This is a genomic window from Blastopirellula retiformator (assembly GCF_007859755.1).
In the GTDB taxonomy this organism is placed as follows: Bacteria; Planctomycetota; Planctomycetia; order Pirellulales; family Pirellulaceae; genus Blastopirellula; species Blastopirellula retiformator.
Genome location: NZ_SJPF01000002.1, coordinates 257,687 through 277,089, shown reverse-complemented (window position 1 = coordinate 277,089; position 19,403 = coordinate 257,687). Strand labels below are relative to the sequence as shown.

At 58.5% G+C, this 19,403-nt stretch carries 21 protein-coding genes; 15 read left to right on the top strand and 6 right to left on the bottom strand.

Translation table 11 applies throughout. The features are described 5' to 3' along the window. Positions 1 to 12 precede the first annotated feature (12 nt). Positions 13 to 180, top strand: a complete 168-nt coding sequence (locus tag Enr8_RS26095; RefSeq protein WP_246120062.1) for a hypothetical protein — start codon at positions 13 to 15, stop codon at positions 178 to 180. Here the strand turns inward: Enr8_RS26095 and Enr8_RS08510 are convergent. Next, on the bottom strand, positions 177 to 740 hold the full coding sequence (locus Enr8_RS08510) for a heme NO-binding domain-containing protein (RefSeq protein ID WP_186767523.1): 564 nt from the start codon (positions 738 to 740) through the stop codon (positions 177 to 179). The genes Enr8_RS26095 and Enr8_RS08510 overlap by 4 nt on opposite strands. Positions 741 to 1,053: 313 nt before the next feature. Then, entirely contained in the window at positions 1,054 to 1,761 is a 708-nt protein-coding gene (locus Enr8_RS08505; protein ID WP_146430450.1) for a hypothetical protein, read from the bottom strand. 141 nt (positions 1,762 to 1,902) lie between these two features. On the opposite strand from Enr8_RS08505, the gene Enr8_RS08500 reads away from it, so the two are divergent. The 8 genes from Enr8_RS08500 to Enr8_RS08460 all read left to right on the top strand — a co-directional run bounded on the left by Enr8_RS08500 (position 1,903) and on the right by Enr8_RS08460 (position 7,284). Then, on the top strand, positions 1,903 to 2,583 hold the full coding sequence (locus Enr8_RS08500; RefSeq protein WP_146430448.1) for a transposase: 681 nt from the start codon (positions 1,903 to 1,905) through the stop codon (positions 2,581 to 2,583). Between the two features lie 68 nt (positions 2,584 to 2,651). Further along, entirely contained in the window at positions 2,652 to 3,107 is a 456-nt protein-coding gene (locus Enr8_RS08495) for a hypothetical protein (RefSeq protein ID WP_146430445.1), read from the top strand. Between the two features lie 466 nt (positions 3,108 to 3,573). Next, positions 3,574 to 4,269, top strand: a complete 696-nt coding sequence (locus Enr8_RS08485; RefSeq protein ID WP_146430440.1) for a transposase — start codon at positions 3,574 to 3,576, stop codon at positions 4,267 to 4,269. Between the two features lie 29 nt (positions 4,270 to 4,298). After that, positions 4,299 to 4,502, top strand: a complete 204-nt coding sequence (locus Enr8_RS25305; protein ID WP_186767602.1) for a hypothetical protein — start codon at positions 4,299 to 4,301, stop codon at positions 4,500 to 4,502. Between the two features lie 163 nt (positions 4,503 to 4,665). Further along, positions 4,666 to 5,793, top strand: coding sequence for an ISAs1 family transposase (locus tag Enr8_RS08475; protein ID WP_146430434.1), 1,128 nt, complete (start codon positions 4,666 to 4,668; stop codon positions 5,791 to 5,793). Positions 5,794 to 5,944: 151 nt separating this feature from the next. Further along, positions 5,945 to 6,244 carry a hypothetical protein gene (locus Enr8_RS08470; RefSeq protein WP_146430432.1) on the top strand — a complete coding sequence of 100 codons (300 nt, stop codon included), beginning with the start codon at positions 5,945 to 5,947 and terminating at the stop codon, positions 6,242 to 6,244. A gap of 127 nt (positions 6,245 to 6,371) precedes the next feature. Next, on the top strand, positions 6,372 to 6,611 hold the full coding sequence (locus Enr8_RS08465; RefSeq protein WP_146430429.1) for a transposase: 240 nt from the start codon (positions 6,372 to 6,374) through the stop codon (positions 6,609 to 6,611). Then, a complete protein-coding gene (locus Enr8_RS08460) occupies positions 6,604 to 7,284 on the top strand; it encodes a transposase (protein ID WP_146430427.1) in 681 nt (226 codons plus the stop codon). The genes Enr8_RS08465 and Enr8_RS08460 overlap by 8 nt, the downstream gene beginning before the upstream one ends. 89 nt (positions 7,285 to 7,373) lie before the next feature. Here Enr8_RS08460 and Enr8_RS25300 read toward each other — a convergent pair whose 3' ends face one another. Beyond that, on the bottom strand, positions 7,374 to 7,919 hold the full coding sequence (locus Enr8_RS25300) for a hypothetical protein (protein WP_186767601.1): 546 nt from the start codon (positions 7,917 to 7,919) through the stop codon (positions 7,374 to 7,376). Between Enr8_RS25300 and Enr8_RS26485 the strand changes: the two genes are divergently transcribed. Then, entirely contained in the window at positions 7,875 to 8,276 is a 402-nt protein-coding gene (locus Enr8_RS26485; protein ID WP_146430424.1) for a transposase, read from the top strand. The genes Enr8_RS25300 and Enr8_RS26485 overlap by 45 nt on opposite strands. Here the strand turns inward: Enr8_RS26485 and Enr8_RS08450 are convergent. Further along, a complete protein-coding gene (locus Enr8_RS08450; RefSeq protein WP_146430422.1) occupies positions 8,214 to 8,825 on the bottom strand; it encodes an REP-associated tyrosine transposase in 612 nt (203 codons plus the stop codon). The two genes, Enr8_RS26485 and Enr8_RS08450, sit on opposite strands and share 63 nt — an antisense overlap. Here Enr8_RS08450 and Enr8_RS08445 point away from each other — a divergent pair. The 3 genes from Enr8_RS08445 (at position 8,824) to Enr8_RS08435 (ending at position 12,337) form a co-directional block, all read left to right on the top strand. Beyond that, positions 8,824 to 9,105, top strand: coding sequence for a hypothetical protein (locus tag Enr8_RS08445; RefSeq protein WP_146430419.1), 282 nt, complete (start codon positions 8,824 to 8,826; stop codon positions 9,103 to 9,105). The two genes, Enr8_RS08450 and Enr8_RS08445, sit on opposite strands and share 2 nt — an antisense overlap. 985 nt (positions 9,106 to 10,090) lie before the next feature. Beyond that, entirely contained in the window at positions 10,091 to 11,257 is a 1,167-nt protein-coding gene (locus tag Enr8_RS08440; RefSeq protein WP_246120005.1) for a S1 family peptidase, read from the top strand. A 366-nt stretch (positions 11,258 to 11,623) separates the two neighbouring features. Next, positions 11,624 to 12,337 (top strand): hypothetical protein, encoded by a 714-nt coding sequence (locus tag Enr8_RS08435; RefSeq protein ID WP_146430413.1) that lies wholly within the window; start codon positions 11,624 to 11,626, stop codon positions 12,335 to 12,337. A 78-nt stretch (positions 12,338 to 12,415) separates the two neighbouring features. On the opposite strand, the gene Enr8_RS08430 is transcribed toward Enr8_RS08435, so the two are convergent. Then, the gene (locus Enr8_RS08430) at positions 12,416 to 13,537 is read right to left on the bottom strand and encodes an AraC family transcriptional regulator (RefSeq protein WP_246120004.1); all 1,122 of its coding nucleotides are present in this window, start codon (positions 13,535 to 13,537) and stop codon (positions 12,416 to 12,418) included. Positions 13,538 to 13,718: 181 nt separating this feature from the next. Here Enr8_RS08430 and Enr8_RS08425 point away from each other — a divergent pair, with 181 nt between their 5' ends. Both Enr8_RS08425 and Enr8_RS08420 read left to right on the top strand, forming a co-directional pair. Beyond that, positions 13,719 to 14,816, top strand: coding sequence for a DUF1611 domain-containing protein (locus Enr8_RS08425; RefSeq protein ID WP_146430409.1), 1,098 nt, complete (start codon positions 13,719 to 13,721; stop codon positions 14,814 to 14,816). Next, positions 14,813 to 15,844, top strand: a complete 1,032-nt coding sequence (locus tag Enr8_RS08420) for a dipeptide epimerase (protein WP_146430408.1) — start codon at positions 14,813 to 14,815, stop codon at positions 15,842 to 15,844. The genes Enr8_RS08425 and Enr8_RS08420 overlap by 4 nt, the downstream gene beginning before the upstream one ends. A gap of 138 nt (positions 15,845 to 15,982) precedes the next feature. On the opposite strand, the gene Enr8_RS08415 is transcribed toward Enr8_RS08420, so the two are convergent. Then, positions 15,983 to 19,366 carry an efflux RND transporter permease subunit gene (locus tag Enr8_RS08415; RefSeq protein WP_146430406.1) on the bottom strand — a complete coding sequence of 1,128 codons (3,384 nt, stop codon included), beginning with the start codon at positions 19,364 to 19,366 and terminating at the stop codon, positions 15,983 to 15,985. Positions 19,367 to 19,403 lie beyond the last annotated feature (37 nt).

Here is a 19,403-nt window from a genome sequence, read left to right as displayed (position 1 = left end):
GGTGATGATCCCTTGCGCAACGCTATCGAGAATCGCCGTCGTCGCGACGTTCCGCTCTTCGAGCTGGAAAGCGAACGCTTCGGTCCTGGCCTGAGCAAGCCGAAGCTCTCGACTCGCTTTCTCGAACAGACGTTCCGCTTCCTGGCGCGCACGACGCTCACGCTCGGCTTGACGCTTTAGTGCGTCAAGGCTGGATGCGTGAGAATTGGGTCGCGGGTCGTTAGTCGAAAGCATACGGCGGGTTCGTGTTCTATCTCGAGTTCTTCTCGTTCCAGTTCGATCTGATCGCGGAATCGCTCTACGCTGGCGGTGAGCATTCCCTCCACCAGGTCGGCGCAGGCGAGCGAAGATCGATAGGCGAAGCTCCACTGCTGGGAAGCTTCATGACCCCATTCGAACTTCAGCACATCCGCATCCGGATAGAGCGTGCGGATCTCTACTCGAATCCGTTCGTCGACGTTCGACAGCACGTCAAACGCGGAATGATCGCTGCCGAAGTAGCGCGGAAAAAACTCAAAAGAACGAGCGAACAACCGCGCTCCCAAACAGTGCAGCAACTCAGACTCGGTCGTCTGCGTGGCGGAGCTAAGCTGAGCGACCAGTTGACGTAGTTCGTCGTGATCGTAGTCGCCGATCGACGTATAGGCGCCTCCGGTGGCAAGCTCGGATCGCAGAATGATCCGATCGACCATGGTCAGACCGTAGCGGTCTTCGACCCAATCCAGAAATTCGCAAAACACGATGCCGCGCACAGTTGCCCCTCAAACTCGATAAGCGTTTGTCGACAGGACTACAACCTCCAGCCGACGAAGAAAGGCGATCGAAAGGCCATTGTCGCGGCTCAAAGAGTCCGCACCTGACATTGGCCATCGATCGCTCTGAGGGAAGTATGCCCGATCAATGTTTTTCCGGCCTTTTTTTCTTGAGTTTCGCAGGGGCATCTGCGGAAAGCCGAGCGCCGGCAGCATTGTTTCGCAGCAAGGATAACGACTGTGACGGTTGCGCCGAGCATCTCCACGACTGGAGGAAGGTTCCACACTTCGAGATGGTTCGCTACGAAGATGCCGGCCGACATCCCAACTCTTTCAGAGCGGCGACGTATTCCGCGACGTCGGCGTATCGATCGGAATGGAGGATCGCCTGAGCGCCAATAAATGTCAGCGATCCCTCGATATCCGGCAACAGGGCCGAGACGTAGTTATCCTCGGGTTCCTCTTGGTAGTAGGCGGCCGGCAACGCATTCACAAAGTCGCGGGCGGTCGCGAAATCGAGTTGGTCAGCCAAGAATTCGCGGCTCAACCGATCGACCCACGACTCAAACCAGAAGAACTGGATGTCTGTATAAATCTGGCCGCTAGAGCAGATATACCGAATCGCGTCGACCAGATCATCGCCAATCCGCACCGCAACATCGCGATGACGTGGCAACAGATAAAGCCCATCCGGCAACTGAATCACTTCGTCGCCATCCAGCGAATCGGCGATGATGATGGCGTCCGCCTCAAAGCCTGGCTCGACCGCCGAGCCCACGCCACCCCAGAGGAAATACTCTTTCCAACGCCGCCGAAACTCCTCCAATTCTCCTTCGATTCGTTCTGGCGAATAGACTCGCATTGCAACGGAAAGCGTGCCAACCCCAAGTCGTTTCCAATACTGCCGAAGTTGCGGAAGATCGGCGTGAAACAACGACTCTACGCGTTCGATCACCTTTGGATTAGGGATGTCCAGTTTCTTGGTAATCGCAAAAATCTGATCGATCATCGTGTCTCTCTCACGATTCAGTCTATGTGGGAAGCGTAGATTTTAGAGCTTAGGCATCTCCCCCACACCGCTGGGAAAAGGTGATAAAAAAACGGTGTCAGGACTCTTTTTTCCTCCACCAGCACATGATACCCTGCTGTCATGGGTAGACCAAAGCGAGCCGACGAAGCGGGCGGCATTTATCATGCCTTGAATCGAGGCAACTCTCGGGCGGCGATCTTCGATAAGCCGGACGATTTCGACGCGTTCGAGCGCATTTTGGCCGAGGGGCTGTCGCGGTACCCGTGTCAAATTTTAGCCTACCAACTGATGCCCAACCATTGGCATTTGGTCGTCCGCCCCACGGCTGACGGCGGCATGAGCGATTTTCTGCGGTGGGTCACCCTGACGCACACGATGCGCCGACACGCGCACTGCCATACTTCCGGCAAAGGGCACATCTATCAAGGGCGGTTCAAGAGTTTTCCGGTGCAAGACGACGGGCACTTTCTGGTCGTATGTCGTTATGTCGAACGCAATGCCCGGCAGGCTGGCCTGGTAACTTTGGCCGAAGACTGGAAATGGGGATCGCTCGCCCGTTGGTTGGCCAAGCCGCGGCGAAAGCCCGATCTCCTGACGCCGTGGCCGATCGCCCGACCTGGTCATTGGAAAGACCGAGTCAATCAGGCGATGTCCAAGAAAGAAGTCGACGCCGTCCGCCACGCGATCCGCCGAGGCTCCCCCTTCGGCGATCCCGATTGGACCCAGTCCATTGCCCGCCGCCTGAACCTAGATTCCACCCTCCGCCCCCGCGGCAGGCCGAAGAAGGTAGCGCCTGGTTGACACAAAGAGTCCTGACACCTTTTCTGTTCCGGGGACACCTCCCATAGGCGGCTAAATGGCGATTTATAATGGATCAGCTGATAAAGACAAAAGAGAACTATAAGAATCGAAGCCCATTTTGGGCGGCAGAAGCGATCGTAGTCCTTGAGGAGATCGCTCCGTCGTTGGGGCTTTCGTGGGCGATCGCCTCTGTTGAGGCAATGCTTGAAGTTATTGAATCTAATCGAGACAAGTATTGTCGAGAGCTTATAGACGACCTGAAAAAGCCCACTGTAGATACGAAGGACACTCTCAATGCCAAGATTGAGCAGATTTGGCACCAGGGCGGCGACTTAGAGAAAGCAATCACACACATATTAGCAGCCAAATGGGAACAAAAAAATAGCGACGACGATCGTTTCTACCGACTAAACCTTGTAAGGGCAATGACACTACTTGGTGATGTTCCTGAATGCCGTGCGATATCCGCTGGACCAATATTTGAACTTTTTAAAGAGTATCGAGGAGAATATGGCGACGGGTGACACTGCTTGGTGTTCTCAATATTGGGTGGCACTGTCGTCTGCGACAGTGTCTGCTAAAGCAAGAGACAAGCCAGCGGTGTCGCCCCACGCCATGGCCACGGTCTCTCGCTTTCTGCCCCACTTCGTCATTCGCTCCTTCGACATTCGTCATTCCAACCACCCCCTCTTTTTGCTTGCCTAATTGCCTCGACTTTTGGTATAAATATGTCCAGGCATGCCGTCGGCTTACGGTACCGTCCGTCAAGTTGCGCACATTTGATTTTCAGCCTGGCTCTGGAAAATTGTTTTTGCCGCGCGCGGCAAAAACAATTTTTTAAACTTTGCCGTCTTCCCTCTTCTCCAGTTCGTGCAGGCGGTCCATGTCGAGGTAGCGCCTTGTGCCCCAGTGCGTGCCGGCGATGTGGCGTAGTGAAGAAAAGGTGTCAGGACTCTTTTTTCCTCCGCCAGCACATGATACCCTGCTGTCATGGGTAGACCAAAGCGAGCAGACGAAGCCGGCGGCATTTATCATGCCTTGAATCGAGGCAACTCTCGGGCGGCGATCTTCGATACGCCGGACGATTTCGAAGCGTTCCAGCGCATCTTGGCCGAGGGGCTGTCGCGGTACCCGTGTCGAATTTTACCCTACCAACTGATGCCCAACCATTGGCATTTGGTCGTCCGCCCCACGGCTGACGGCGGCATGAGCGACTTGCTGCGGTGGGTTACCCTGACGCACACGATGCGCCGACACGCGCACCGCCACACTTCCGGCAAAGGGCACATCTATCAAGGGCGGTTCAAGAGTTTTCCGGTGCAAGACGACGGGCACTTTCTGGTCGTATGTCGTTATGTCGAACGCAATGCCCGGCAGGCGGGCCTGGTGAACTCGGCCGAAGATTGGAAATGGGGATCGCTCGCCCGTTGGTTGGCCAAGCCGCGGCGAAAGCCCGATCTCCTGACGCCGTGGCCGATCGCCCGACCTGGTCATTGGAAAGACCGAGTCAATCAGGCGATGTCCAAGAAAGAAGTCGACGCCGTCCGCCACGCGATCCGCCGAGGCTCCCCCTTCGGCGATCCCGATTGGCCCCAGTCCATTGCCCGCCGCCTGAACCTAGAAACCACCCTCCGCCCCCGCGGCAGGCCGAAGAAGGTAGCGCCTGGTCGAAAAAAAGAGTCCTGACACCTTTTCTGCTCCAAAAGCGTTACAAGATGGCGGCGACGGCGTTCAATCTGGGCCGGATCTTGCGCAAGCTAATCGGCGCCGGCAAACCAAGGCACTGGGCGGAGCTGTGCGGCCTTGTTTTTCTTGCGTATTTTATCATGACGATTGCTAGAAAGGGGCGAATGGCGATCCAAGACTTTTTTGAAGCACGAAAAGAGAAAAATCCCAACCCGCCGATAGCCTTCGCCTGAACAGACTGGCGATGGGGTAATCTTGGAAAATCAACGGGCTGCTATGGAGCGCACGGCGATTGCGCCATGATGGGTAATCTGCGACAATCCGGCAAGTACTTCTTGGCGTTTTTGCGATGTCCGTTTCGCCGCCAGGCGTTCGCTTTGCAGGGAGGTCTTCCGCATGTCTTCTTCGGCCGCTTCGATTCAACAGCACTTTACCGACCTGACCGATCCGCGCACGCGGAAGGTGACTTATCCGCTGGTCAACATCGTCACGATGTCGCTCTGCGCCGTGCTCGGCGGGGCGGATGATTTTGTCGCCATCGCCGATTGGGCGGAGGATAAGAAGGAGTGGCTTTCGAGGTTTCTCGACATGAGCAGCGGCGTCCCTTCGCACGATCGATTCAACGCGATTCTCGGCGCGCTGAAGCCGGCCGAATTCGAGAAGTGTTTGCTGAGTTGGATCACGGCGCTGCAGGACATTACCGACGGACAAATCATCGCGATCGACGGCAAGACGTTGCGGCGCGGTTTCGACGCCGCCAGCAGCAAGGCGGCCATTCACATGGTCAGCGCCTGGGCGACCGCTAATCATGTGAGCCTCGGTCAGGTAGCGACCGACGCGAAGAGTAATGAGATCACGGCGATTCCGAAATTGCTCGAAATCATCGAGGTTTCCGGCTGCTTGGTGACAATCGACGCGATGGGTTGTCAGAAAGAGATCGCCGCCAAGATCGTCGACGCAGGCGGCGATTATTGCTTGGCGATCAAAGGAAATCAGCGATACCTGCACCAGGCGATTCGCGATCACTTCGTCGCCGCGATGGAAGTCGACTTCAAGAAGCTGAAAGTTCATCGTCACGAAACGCACGAGAAAGGGCATGGCCGCGAAGAGTCGCGTTACTATTATCTCTGCCCGATCGATGCGGAGGACTTTCCGTACGCCAGCAAGTGGAAGAAGTTGAAAGCGATCGGCATGACGATCAACATCGTGAAACAAAACGGGAAAGAGACGAGCGACGTGCGTTACTATATCGTCAGCAAATATCTCACGGGCAAACGCTTCGCCGAAGCGGTCCGCGGTCACTGGAGCATCGAGAATTCGCTCCACTGGCAACTCGACGTAACGTTCGGCGAGGACCAAAGCCGCATCCGAAACGGGCACGCCGATGTTAACTTCAGCCTGCTAAGAAGAACGAGCCTGAGCCTCTTGAAGAACAACAAAACGGCCAAGGTGGGCGTGAAGAACAAGCGGCTAAAAGCGGGGCGGAACGACGCCTATCTGCTGGAAGTGTTGCTGGGGACGTGATTTATGGTGCGATCGCCGTGGGCCTAACGCCTGAACAGGCCGTATTCGAGACCTTTACCGGCAAGATGGCGCATCGTAATGGCTTTGCCAGGGCTCTGGATATTAGTGTCGATCGACACGGCATCGTAACTGTTCTTTTTGGAGAATGACATTGAATCCGGTGAAAGCAAATGAATTGCTTAATTTTGGATTGAAATTGGGAGTACCCAAGGAATTAACGCTACAACTTCGTTTGGCATTCGAGGAGAACCGGTGCTTGGCGACGACCGTGAGGCAATTTCAGTTGGATGGAATGGATAATCACCATGCAAGAATCCTTCTGGTCGCTGCGTTTGATCTATCGATTGGTGATATTCAGATTTTGCACCTTTGGTGGGAAGGTTTTCTGATGGACGAAGATCTTGATCTTGATCTTCGGGAGAAAATTGCGAAGGCAAATAGCGCCACCTAGTTCTACAGCAGTGGTTTTTGCTGTTCGCGCACCGGGCGGAATTGCGTTAGGTTGGCGGAGCACATGGAATTGTTCGTAAGAACTGGCCGGTTCATGGTTTGGCAAGCGACGTCAGGAGGACGCTTCGATGACGATGGACAGGCTACGCGCCAAGGCGGCCGACAGATTGGACGAAACGCATCACCGTTTTGAGATTTGCTTCGGCCGTCCCGAAGTGCGGGCTCACTCGCTCGTTTATCTTCGCGGCTTGATGCTGGCCGACGTTAAGAAGAACGCCGAGGCGATCGCCTTGCGGTTTGCGGCGAAGAAAAGGTGTCAGGACTCTTTTTTCCTCCGCCAGCACATGATACCCTGCTGTCATGGGTAGGCCAAAGCGAGCAGACGAAGCCGGCGGCATTTATCATGCCTTGAATCGAGGCAACTCTCGGGCGGCGATCTTCGATAAGCCGGACGATTTCGACGCGTTCCAGCGCATCTTGGCCGAGGGGCTGTCGCGGTACCCGTGTCAAATTTTAGCCTACCAACTGATGCCCAACCATTGGCATTTGGTCGTCCGCCCCACGGCTGACGGCGGCATGAGCGACTTGCTGCGGTGGGTCACCCTGACGCACACGATGCGCCGACACGCGCACCGCCACACCTCCGGCGAAGGGCACATCTATCAAGGGCGGTTCAAGAGTTTTCCGGTGCAAGACGACGGGCACTTTCTGGTCGTATGTCGTTATGTCGAACGCAATGCCCGGCAGGCGGGCCTGGTGAACTCGGCCGAAGATTGGAAATGGGGATCGCTCGCCCGTTGGTTGGCCAAGCCGCGGCGAAAGCCCGATCTCCTGACGCCGTGGCCGATCGCCCGACCTGGTCGTTGGAAAGACCGAGTCAATCAGGCGATGTCCAAGAAAGAAGTCGACGCCGTCCGCCACGCGATCCGCCGAGGCTCCCCCTTCGGCGATCCCGATTGGCCCCAGTCCATTGCCCGCCGCCTGAACCTAGATTCCACCCTCCGCCCCCGCGGCAGGCCGAAGAAGGTAGCGCCTGGTTGACACAAAGAGTCCTGACACCTTTTCTCCCCCTGGAAGTGTTGCTGGGGACGTGATTTATGGTGCGATCGCCGTGCGACTGCCCCGCAACGCTATTGCAAGGCTAATCGTTGAAAATTCAACATCCCTACAAGAAGAATTATCGTCAAGTAAATCAACGCATCGGCAATCGCATACCGAATTCGAAATACGGATGCAAAGCAAGCTATGGAATAGGCGATTAGAATTGGCGGAAGCGACTCTGAAAAAACAATAGCCTGGGATGGGTGTGAGGTACATGGGGGAATAATCGACGCGACCGCGATCGCTGCAAATAGATAATGAACTCCGTTCCAGAATAAATGCCAGGCAATGACCCCCACGGAGTTCCAGAAATACCGTGAATCTTCAACTTCATGAGTTTCGATATCTGTTCCCATTTTTAGTTCCAACCTCCCTACTGAGAATTCAGTCAAACAGCCACCCCCAATCGCCGGGATGAACTGGCGTAATGGGATGAACTTCAATCGGGTGTGGCGATTGAGGCCGCCTTTTGGAGAAGAAAAGGTGTCAGGACTCTTTTTTCCTCCGCCAGCACATGATACCCTGCTGTCATGGGTAGGCCAAAGCGAGCAGACGAAGCCGGCGGCATCTATCATGCCTTGAATCGAGGCAACTCTCGGGCGGCGATCTTCGATACGCCGGACGATTTCGAAGCGTTTGAACGCATCTTGGCCGAGGGGCTGTCGCGGTACCCGTGTCAAATTTTAGCCTACCAACTGATGCCCAACCATTGGCATTTGGTCGTCCGCCCCACGGCTGACGGCGGCATGAGCGACTTGGCGCCGTGGGCGTCATGCAGTTTGCCGGCGGACGGGTGGCACTGCCCGACGTTCTTAATCTTGGGTGCCACTGTCGTCCGCGACAGTGTTCTTCATATTTCTCCAGAAACGTCACCTCAAGTTCGGCGTCTGCACACCTCCGCCATCAAGAAACTCGGCTGGCAATCGGCTTAGTGTCGGCAAGTGGGGCTCGATCTCTCCACGCAAATGGAACCGCACGCTGGACCACTTCCAATCGACCGCCCGGCGGCAAAGTCCTCGCCGGACCGGGTTCTCATGGATATAGTTGATCGCCGCCTCGACGGCTGCTCGCTCGTATAGATTCAGATCGTAGCCAGAGCCTTCCTGCCAGAAGCGGAAGCAATGAACGCCTGGCCGCGTTCGAACCGTCAGTTCGTCCAACAGTGGCGAGCGGGCCTCTACCAGCATCGCTTTGACGCCTGCCGACGTCGGTCGTTTGATTCGCTGTAGCAACCGACTGATATTTGTATCGTGATGGGTCGGCCAGACTAAGAGATGGACATGTTCTGGCATGAAGACCATGGCGACCAGTTGGCATCGTTCGGTTTGACAAGCCTTGCCGATCGAACGAGCAAATAGGTCTCGCCATGCGTCGTTGGTGAGCAGCGGCCGACGTCGATAGCAGCAGAATGTTAGTTCGTGGAAATGACCAGGCACATGAAAGTGCTTCACCCGTTTTCGATGTGGTGGTTCTCCATTCATGTTTGGCAAGCTATTGGATGCGTGTCTGGAAGTCAAAGAAGAATCTGCTTCGGGCTCTGTCGAAGAGATTGAACTCGATCGTGGTTCTTGGAAGAACACTGTCGCAGACGACAGTGGCACCCGAACTTCGGCGGTCACAAAAATGATTGACAAAGCGCACGGAAACATGGTCGATTTCGTGCTTGGAACGATTACCGGCGTTCCATGGAATGCGACCGAGGTCCGTCGCCGGCAGAAAAAATGGCGCGGTCGAGTCCACTTTCCGTTCGGGTGCGAATGAAACAGGGAGATTTGATGGGCGAAAAAAATCGGGCGCGGTCCAATCCGGTCGATTCCGATCGTAGCCCGAGTGCGCAAGGCCCCGGGAATGCGTCTGCCAATCACCAACGGCGCGAAGAAAAAAACGCAACGGTCCAGTCCGGCGTCAGCGAAGAACGTGATGTGATGAACCCAGGGCTGCGTCGCTTGGGGCGACTTCGCCCTGGGCTAGGTTGGCGGCGTCCCTCTGGGACTGATGAAAAAACGTTTTGGTCCAGTCCAGTCGTGGCATTGGTTGGTGGGGCGGCGCGAATGGTGAGGCATCTTGTCGCTTCGCGACCCGCCCGAGGCAGTGTCCCACAAGAAAAAGTGCGCGGCCGAGTCCAGTCGCATCGCCAAGGCCCCCAGCCCCCCCAAACTACCGTATGGCGAGAAAAAAAGGCGCGAGTCGAGTCCACTATCCCTGCGCGGAGCCAAAAAACGAAAACAGTCCGGTCCAGTCGCCCCCGATCGTAGCCCGAGTGCGCAAGGCCCCGGGAATGCGTCTGCCAATCACCAACGGTGCGAAGAAAAAAACGCAACGGTCCAGTCCGGCGTCAGCGAAGAACGTGATGTGATGAACCCAGGGCTGCGTCGCTTGGGGCGACTTTGCCCTGGGCTAGGTTGGCGGCGTCCCTCTGGGACTGATGAAAAAACGTTTTGGTCCAGTCCAGTCGTGGCGTTGGTTGGTGGGGCGGCGCGAATGGTGAGGCATCTTGTCGCTTCGCGACCCGCCCGAGGTTGGAAAAAAACGAAACGGGCGGTCCAGTTCCGTCTGAACTCTTCCTCTGTTCCGTGTTCATCCGTGATCCCATCCGCGGCTTCCGTGTTCTATTTCCCCCAACTTCCGGCTTTCCCAAATTCGCGCGTAACATCGGCCGCGGTTCCTCGCTGAGCCTAGTAACCAGGCACGATCGCCTGACGGACGCTTTTTAACTCTCGCGGAAATGGTGAAAACGATGCAAACGATGACGAAAACTTGGTTTACGGCCGCTGTGGCTCTGACTTGCCTGGCCAATGTGGCCGCCGTAAGCCGTGCTGACAGCTCGATTTACGAAAAAACTCTGAAGTCGACCGCCTGGGTGCTGGCCAAGACTGGCGGCGAAACCTCGAGCGGCACCGGCGTGTTGGTCGACGCCGAAAAGAAGCTGCTGGTGACCAACTTTCACGTCGTCGGCGATGCTCGGGCGGCGGTGGTCTTCTTCGCCGATCTGACCGACGGCAAGCCGAAAGTCGAACGCTCGCACTACCTTACGAACGTCAAAAAGCTTGGCATTCGCGGCCGGGTGATCGCGGTTGACCGAAAACGGGACCTGGCCCTGATCGAGCTCGATAAGATCCCGACCGGCGCGACGGCGATTGGGCTGTCAGCCGACGGCATCGGCCCAGGCGAAGACGTTCAGTCGATTGGCAACCCGGGTTCGACCGACGCCTTGTGGGTCTACACCTCGGGCACGGTTCGCTCGGTCTACCAAAAGCAGTTCCGCACCGGCGCCGGCGAACATGACTTCAAAGTGGTCGAAACCCAGTCGCCGATCAACTCGGGCGACAGCGGCGGTCCGGTCGTCAACAACGAAGGGGAATTGGTCGCGATTTCGCAGGCGATTGCCCCGAAAGCGCGGCTGGTGAGCTATAGCGTCGACGTCTCGGAAGTGAAGGATTTCCTGGGGGGTTCGTGGAAACTGGCGCCGATTCCGGCCGAAAAGCTGCTGGAAGAGGCCGAATTGACGTTTACCACGCATGAGAGCGGTCACTACGAAGTGAAGTTCGATGAAAAGGGTTACGGCGACACCTCGGTCTTTTTGACCAAGGAAACCGAGTACTACGAGCGGGCCGATATTCGCAAGGTTTGGTCGCTGGCCGCCAAGCTGGACAAGGCGCCGAGCGTCGAAACGACCATGAAGCTGCTGGCCCAGAACGGTCAGACCAAGATCGGCGCCTGGTCGATCGAACGGACCCCGAATGGCGAATACCTGGTGATTTACACGGTGAAAATCGACGCGACGGCTGCTCCGGACGCCGTGAAGAGCACGATGCAGTATGTCGCCAAGCTGACCAACGTCTCGAAAAAGGAGCTCCAGCCGCAGGAATCGGTGCAGAACGCCTCGCAGACGCTCGATTCGTGGCTCAACTAGCAGAACGCGGCGTCGCGACGTCCGCGCGACGAACCATTTCCGCGCAGCGGCTGCGTTTTCCTCGGAGGAAAACGTAGCCGCTTTTTCGGGTTCGAAGCCAGAATTTATCTGCCGTGTGCCACTGCTGGCTCGTCCAGCAGCGCTACCAACAATAGCCATAAGGCGTTGTACAGAAACAAGATACGATCGATCATCAGGGCATCGAAATCACTGCTGGGCAAGCCAGCGGTGGCACACAACGAGCTCTTCCAAGTTTTCTGAGATTGGTCTGTAACAAACGGGTCAGGTTCTCGCTCAGCCTAGGTAGAGAGGCAGTCAACGCTTCCCACCAACACAAAACACAACCTACCCTCACGGAGCTGAATCATGACCACGACCACCAAAAACATCCTGACCCTGATCGCTGTCGCCACCATCGTCGTCGCCTTCTCGACGCAAACCGAAGCCGGCGGCTGCCACAGCAAAGGGGGCGGATACGGCTTCAAGTCGAACTACACCCCGAGCCACTTCAACCACTATCAAAAGAAGAACTACTCGAGCTATCGTCAGCCGATCTACCACCACCAACCCCGCTTTGTGAGCACCCCGCCGAACCCGGCCCCGCAGCCGTTTCCGCAACAGCAACAACCGGCCCAGCAGCCGCAAGTTCAGCAGCAAGCTCCGGCCGCCCAGCCGCAGCAGCAGGCTCCCGTGAATGCCGAAACTTCGGCCCTGGAAGCCTTGGGCGGATTCGCTCCGCCGGCCGCCCAACCGGAAGCTTCTCAGCCGGTAGTGACCACGCCGGTCGCCACCAATGACCTGCCGGAACACGTCGGTCGCTGGTCGGCCAACCTGGCCAACGGCGCCAAGATTCAGCTCGACCTGAACGCCAACGGCAGCTTCAGCTGGTCGGCGATCAACAAGAGCGGTTCGACGAGCAGCTTCCAAGGGACTTACGAAATCAACAGCGGCTCGCTGACCCTGATCCGCTCGACCGACAACCAGAAGCTGGCCGGTTCGCTGCAAACCAGCGGCGCCAACGCCTTCAGCTTCCAACTGGCCGACAACAACGCCGCCAAACTGCAGTTCGTCCGAGCCTAATGCGAACGGAAGACTTCGCCACTCCCCAAACAGCAACGCACCTTGCCCACCGCGGCAAGGTGCGTTCGCTTGCGCGCTCTAGCCATGCTCGCCCCGCCAGGCGGTCGGCGTGGCGGCATGCTGTTTTTGAAACGCCGTCGAGAAGTGGGCGCTCGAAGCGAAGCCGCACTGCCGGGCGACCTCGGCGATCGACAGCGAAGACTCCAATAACAGCGTCTTGGCCCGCTCGAGCCGGACGCGGCGGATCTCTTCGGCGGGCGAACGGCCGAGTTGCTCGCGAAAGCGTTGTTCCAGCGAACGCCGCGAGACCGGGAACTCGCGAACCAATCGTTTCACCTGCAGGCCTTGATCGGCATGTTCGCGGATGTACCGCAAGATCGCCAGCAGTTCGGCGTCGGCGATCGCCAGCATGTCGGTCGAGTGGCGTTGGCGAACTTGAATGGGTGCGATCAACTTTGGCTTGGCGGGAATGGCGCCTCCATTGATCAGTTTCTTCAGCAGCTTCGCTCCTTCGGTACCAAGGGCATGGCATCCAAGTTGAATCGCCGACAGCCGCGGCCAGGCCAGGTTGCAAAGCAGGTCGTCATCGTCGCCGGCCAGGATCGCGACTTCGTCCGGCACGCGAATGCCGCCGAGATCGCAGATCTCGGCCAGTTGCCGCGCCGGGTAAGGATCGGCGGCGAAGACCCCCAGCGGCCTTGGCAACTTGCTCAGCCACTGCATCACATGCTGATGATCGACCGCCCAACCTTGGCGAACTTCCTTCGAATCGAAGATCGAACAGGCGTAGCCAGCCTCTTTCAACTGCCGTGCAAAGATCTCGAACCGCTGGTCGTTGTAGCGTCCCAGCGGCGGCGCATAACAGGCGAAGTGCTTCAGCCCCAGCTGGCGAAGATGCGCGATCGCCAGCTGAGCTCGCCGTTCGTCATCAGTCGCCACGCGGCCGCACCACGCTTCGCCTGGCAGCATCTGGGAGACGTCGACCGTCGGCAGCCCGAACCGCTTCAGGTGGGTCGCCAAGGCCCGGGTGCGCAGGTGGACGATCACGCCGTCGCCTTCCCACTTCCGCGGTAGCCGCAGCCGGTTTTGCGAATCGCGGGGAGCGATCAACAGTCGCCAATGCTCTTGCCGGGCAAATTGGCCGATCGCCTCGACGACGCTTCGGCCCCAACTGTCGTCCGTCTCGATCAAAACCGCCACGCGGCGATAGTTTTCCTGCACCACAACTCACCCTAACAAGCCAAGCGCCAACGGCCGATTCTGACGGCCTGCGCAATTTTGATATGTTTGTGCGCGACTGCGCATTTTAATTGGAAGCAGCTCGAGATACGATCATTTATCGACACTTCATCATCAACACCTTGGTCTTTGAGCGCTGGATATGAATACCGCCGCAATTACTGAAGCTGCCGGCGAATCGGCCGTGCACCGTCTGCAAGATCACCATCGGATCGTGCTGCTGACCGATGGCTTCTCGTCCCCCTTCCTGGCCAAGACCGCGATCAGCATGTTGCGTTACCGCACCAGCGATATCGCCGCGGTGCTGGAAACGAGCGCCACGACCAAAACCGCCCAAGAGACCTTCAAGACCGGCGGCGACGTGCCACTGGTCGCCGACCTGACGCAGGCGCCCGACGCAGACGCCGTCTACATCGGCATTGCTCCTCCAGGGGGAAATCTGCCGCCCAGCTGGCGGCCGATTTTGCTCGAAGCGATTCGCCGCAATCTGGACATCGTCTCGGGTCTGCACGACTTCTTGATCGACGATCCCGAGTTGGCTCAAGCGGCCGAAGAAAGCGGGTCTCGTTTAATCGACGTGCGCCGTAATCGCTATCGACAGATCTCTACCGGACAACCGTTCCGCCAAGGTTGCGTTCGCATTCATGCGGTCGGCCAAGACTGCAGCTTGGGGAAGATGGTCGCGTCGCTCGAAGTCGACGCTGGTCTGCGCAGCCGCGGACAGAACACCGCCTTCATCGCGACCGGGCAAACCGGCATCATGATCTCCGGCATCGGCGTGCCGATCGACTGCGTTGTCGCCGACTTTGTGAACGGCACGATCGAACGCTTCGTCCGTCAGCACGAAGAGAACGACTTCCTGCTGATCGAAGGGCAGGGGAGCATCTCGCATCCCGCTTACTCGGCGGTGACGGCTGGGTTGTTGCATGGCGCGGCGCCTGACGGGTTGATCTACTGCTACGAAGCGGGTCGCGAGCAGGTCAAAGGGCTGAACAACATCCCGCTTCGCCCGCATCAGGAACTGCTCAACGCTTACCAGGTGATGGCCAACCTGCGTCATCCGTGCAAGTTCATTGGCGTGGCGGTCAATACCCGCTCGCTGAGCGAAGAGGAAGCGATGGCCGAACTGGCCCGAGCTCGGGAAGAATTCCAACTGCCGGTCTGCGACGTCTATCGCACCGGCGCTGACGAACTGGTTGATGCGGCGATCCAGCTGCAAGAAGAGATGCTGGCCCAATGAAGATGACCCTTCACCGCTTGCAGTTGCCGCTGCAGCACGAATTCACGATTGCCCGCGGCTCGATTCGTTTCCAGAACAGCCTGGTAGTTGAGCTGGAAGATGACGGCATTTCCGGCTTCGGCGAGGTGACCGAGAACAGCTTCTACGGTCATACGATCGAGTCGATGACCGCGGCGCTGCTTGGCGCCGACGACTTGCTGGACGTGTATGCCGCCAACTCGCCGGAAGAGGCCTGGCCGCTCGCCAAGAGCCGCCTGCAAAACATGTTCGCGCTCAGCGCGATCGACATGGCCGCGCATGATTTGGCGGCCCGCAAAGCGAATCTGCCCCTATACAAGAATTGGGGGTTGGAGTGGAAGGACACTCCCGACTCCAGCTACACGATAGGCATCGACACGATCGAAACCATGGTCGCCAAGCTGAACGAACGCCCCGGCTGGAGCGTCTACAAGATCAAGCTGGGCGCCAAGGATGACATGGCGATCGTCCGCGCTCTGCGCGAGCAAACCAACGCGACTTTTCGCGTCGACGCCAACTGCGGCTGGAGCGTCAAGCAAACGATCGCCTACTCGCACGAACTGGCCGAGCTGGGGGTGGAGTTCATCGAACAGCCGCTCCCCAACGCCGCCTCGGCCGAAGATCGCCGCGACGTGTTCCAGCATTCGGCCCTGCCGCTGGTGGCCGACGAAAACTGCCAGGTCGAAGAAGACGTCGCCCAGTGCGAAGGCTTCTTCCATGGCGTCAACGTCAAGCTTTGCAAGTGCGGCGGCCTGACGCCGGGATTGCGAATGCTGCGATTGGCGCGGCGTTTGGAAATGCGCACGATGGTCGGCTGCATGATCGAAAGCTCGATCGGCATCAGCGCCGCGGCCCACCTGGCGCCGCTGTTGGACTACGCCGACCTGGATGGCGCCGTGCTGCTGAAAGAAGATCCGGCCGAAGGTGTCGTCGTCGACCAAGGCAAGATCACCCTGGCCGACGACTTCGGCGGTGGGGCGTCGCTCAAAGCGACCGCCACCCCGCCCTGACGCGGACAATCACTTGACGCCATGCTCAAGCAGCTTGGTGTCATGCTCTTATCGCGTCTTCGCCAGAAGAGCATGTCTTCAATGCGTTTTGCCAGGACAAAGACATGCTCTTCCGTCGCAGACGCCGTAAGGACTGACTTAAACCGCCAGCGCCTCGTCTTCTTCCTTCTTCGGCGGCCACAGCTCAAACAGTGCGCTCAAGAGGACCGGCACCAGGATCATCGTGAAGATGGTCGAGACGACCAGACCGCCGACCACCACGGCGCCGAGGCCGCGATACAGCTCGCTGCCGGAACCAGGCATCAGCACCAGCGGCAGCATGCCGCCGACCGAGGTGAGCGTGCTCATCAAGATCGGACGGACGCGGCTTTCGACGCTCTTCGAGATCGCTTCCCGCGGCGTGTAGTGCGACGTGTCTTCCCCTTCTTCCGAACGGCCTTTCAAGATGTTAATCGTCTGGTAAACGATCAGGATCGCGTTGTTCACCACGACGCCCGCCAAGATGACGAAGCCGAGGATCGTCAGCACGTCCATGTTCTGGATCGGCATGTAGCGATCCATCACGCTCCACTGGTGCACTAGCGCCAGGCCGGCAAAGCCGCCCAACAGCGCCAGCGGCACGCTGACCATGATCACGATCGGGTAGGCCCAACTTTGGAACAACACGCACATCAGCAGGTAGACGATCAACAGCGCCAGGAAGAGCGAGCTGCTGATCGTGCCCAGCAGCGTGCCGTCACCCATCAGGGCGGTCCGAATCTGCGCCAGCTGGCCGGCCGAGCCTGCCATGTTGACGGCGACGCTTTGCGGGATTGCGCCCGAATCGCGCATCTCGGCGACGGTGGCGTCGACTTGCTCGATCGCGTTTTGCAGCGGCACGCCGGTGGGCGGCGTGAACTGCAGCGTGACCGCCCGCTGACGGTCGGAGTGCTTGATCTGGTCCGCCGCTTCGACGCGCTCGACATGCGCCAAACTTTGCATGTCGACGACGCGTCCCTCCGGCGTGGCGATCGGCGAGTTGTGCATTGCGTAGATCGGATCGCCGAGCAGGGCGTCTTGCGTCACCACTTTGATGTCCTTCAATTCGCCTCCAACGTCAAACGCGCGGGGGATCATGATGCCGTCGCCATTGGCGGCGACCGCCAGGCCCAGATCGCTCTGTTCCATGCCGACATCCTGCAGGCGTTCGTTGTTCGGCGTCACCCGCAGCTCAGGCGTCGGCAGCGAAAAGTTGGCCGGTTCCGGCGTCACCGACATCGGCCCGTATTGCTGCGCCAAGGCGCCAAACAAGGCGCCGGCCGAAGCCGAAACCTTATCCAAGTCGTCGCCGACCAAGTCGATCTTGATCGCTGAACCAGTCGTACCACCCACGCGAAAGAGCGGCATTTGGAAGGCGAAGTTGATCACGTCAGGCGCGTTCGCTCCCGCGGCGGCCGCGTTCATCAACGGCAACGCGTCGACGACGCGTTTCTTATCTTGCGAGATGCCGGCCTGAAAGACGCGGCCATCCCACGCCACCAGGAAGTAATGATCCAGCGGCGGCGGAGTCACCGTTTCGTCCGAGCCGTAAACCGGATAAGGGACGCGGTTATCTTGGCCATCCCATTCGCCGCCGCGCGCGACCGCCTCGGCGCCAAACTTGTCGCCGGCCGCTTCCCAAGCGGGCTGAATCACTTCCTCCATTCGCTCGCCCAGCTCCGAAAGCTGATCGACGTTGTAACCGGGCGGAGGAATCAACAGGCCGAAGACAATGTTGCGATTCCCCAGCGGCAGATAGTCGAGCGGCGGAATCAACAGCCAGGTGCCGACCAGCGTCACCGACGCGAATACGCCAATCACCGCCAATCGCGAGAACCAGTTGCCCGTCAAACTGTAGACGATGCCGCCGACGATCGCCGGCAGGTTGGTCGCCGCCTGCAACATCGACTTCATGCGTCCGCCGGCCGCCTTCTTCGAGGTGTCGGAACGCTCCTGAATCGCCGGCTCGGCCGTCTCCTTCTTCGGTTTACTCTTTAGCCACTTACCAGCCGCCGCGGGAATGACCGTGATCGAGACGATATAGCTGACGCCGACCGCCGCCATAATCGCGACCGCAATATCGCGGAAGAGCTGCCCCGCTTGCTCTTGAATCAACAGGATCGGAAAGAAGACGACGATCGTCGTCAGCGTCGACGCCAACACGGCCAACGCCACTTCTTGCGTCCCTTCGATTGCCGCCTGACGCGGCGGTTTTCCCATTTCCAGGTGGCGGAAGATGTTTTCAATCACCACGATCGCGTTGTCGACCACCATGCCGACGGCGAACGCCATGCCGGCCAGCGAGATGATGTTCATCGTGCGGCCTAGCATCACCATTACCACGAACGCCACGACGGTCGAGATTGGAATCGCAATCGCGATCACGCCAATCGTCCGCAGCGAGCGTAGGAACAACAACAGCGTAAAGACCGCCAGCAAACCGCCGACCAGAACGTTGCTTTGCACCAGGTCGATCGCGTCAACCACGTAGGTCGACGCGTCGTAGGTCGGCACGAGTTCAAACGTACCGTTGACGCCAAGTTCTTTCGCTTCCTGCTCCAGCACCCCGCCGGGCGCATTCAGCCGCGCCACTTCGTCATTGATGGCGCCCATCGTTTCGAGCAGGTTGCCGCCGCTCTCGAGCATGAAGTTAAAGAACGGCATCCGCTGACCGCGGGCTCGCACCCACTCGGTCATCTCCTTATGCGTTTCGACCACTTCGGCGACGTCGCGCAGATAGATCGGGCCGCTCGCTTCGCGCCGCAGCACGAGGCTCTCGACCCAATCGGGATCGCGAAATCGCCCAACCATGCGAACGCGAATGTCGCTCTTTCCGTCGGGCAGTTTGCCGCCGGAGAAATTGCCGTTGTTCGACTGCAGGGCGTTTACCAGTTCGCTGTAGGTAATGCCGCGTTGGGCGAGGGCGGTCGGATTGACCCGCACCTGGACTTCCATCTCGCGAGCGCCGCGAATGCCGACTTGCGAGACCCCTTTGATCCGCTCGAACCGTGGACGGAGTCGACGTTCCATAAAGTCGTACAGCGTTGTGGCGTCGAAGTTGGGATCGGTCGACGCCAGCCCAATCCACGAAATGTAGTCAACCGACTCGGGGTCAAAATCTTCGATCTGCGGCTGATCGACGCCGACCGGATAGCCGGGCACTTCCGACAGCTTCTGATCGACTTCCGACATCGCTTCGTCGATGTTGGCGCCGGTCTGAAACTCCAAGCGAATCTGACCGCTGCCAGGCTGGCTGGTGCTGGTCATCGAAACGAGCCCCGCCAGATCGCCGAGCCGCTTTTCCTGCTCTTCGATGACGTCGCTTTCGATCTCCTGCGCCGAGGCGTTTTCCCAAAAGGTGCTGACCGAAATGACGACCGACTGGACTTCCGGCGTCATCTGAATCGGCACGCGGGAGAAAGCGATCATGCCTGCCATGACCGACAGGATGACGCCTACCGCCACGGTGATCGGCTGTTTCACCGACATCTGGATGAGGTTCATCAGGTTTCGCCTAAGAGAGTGTGATGGAAGTTGGGCG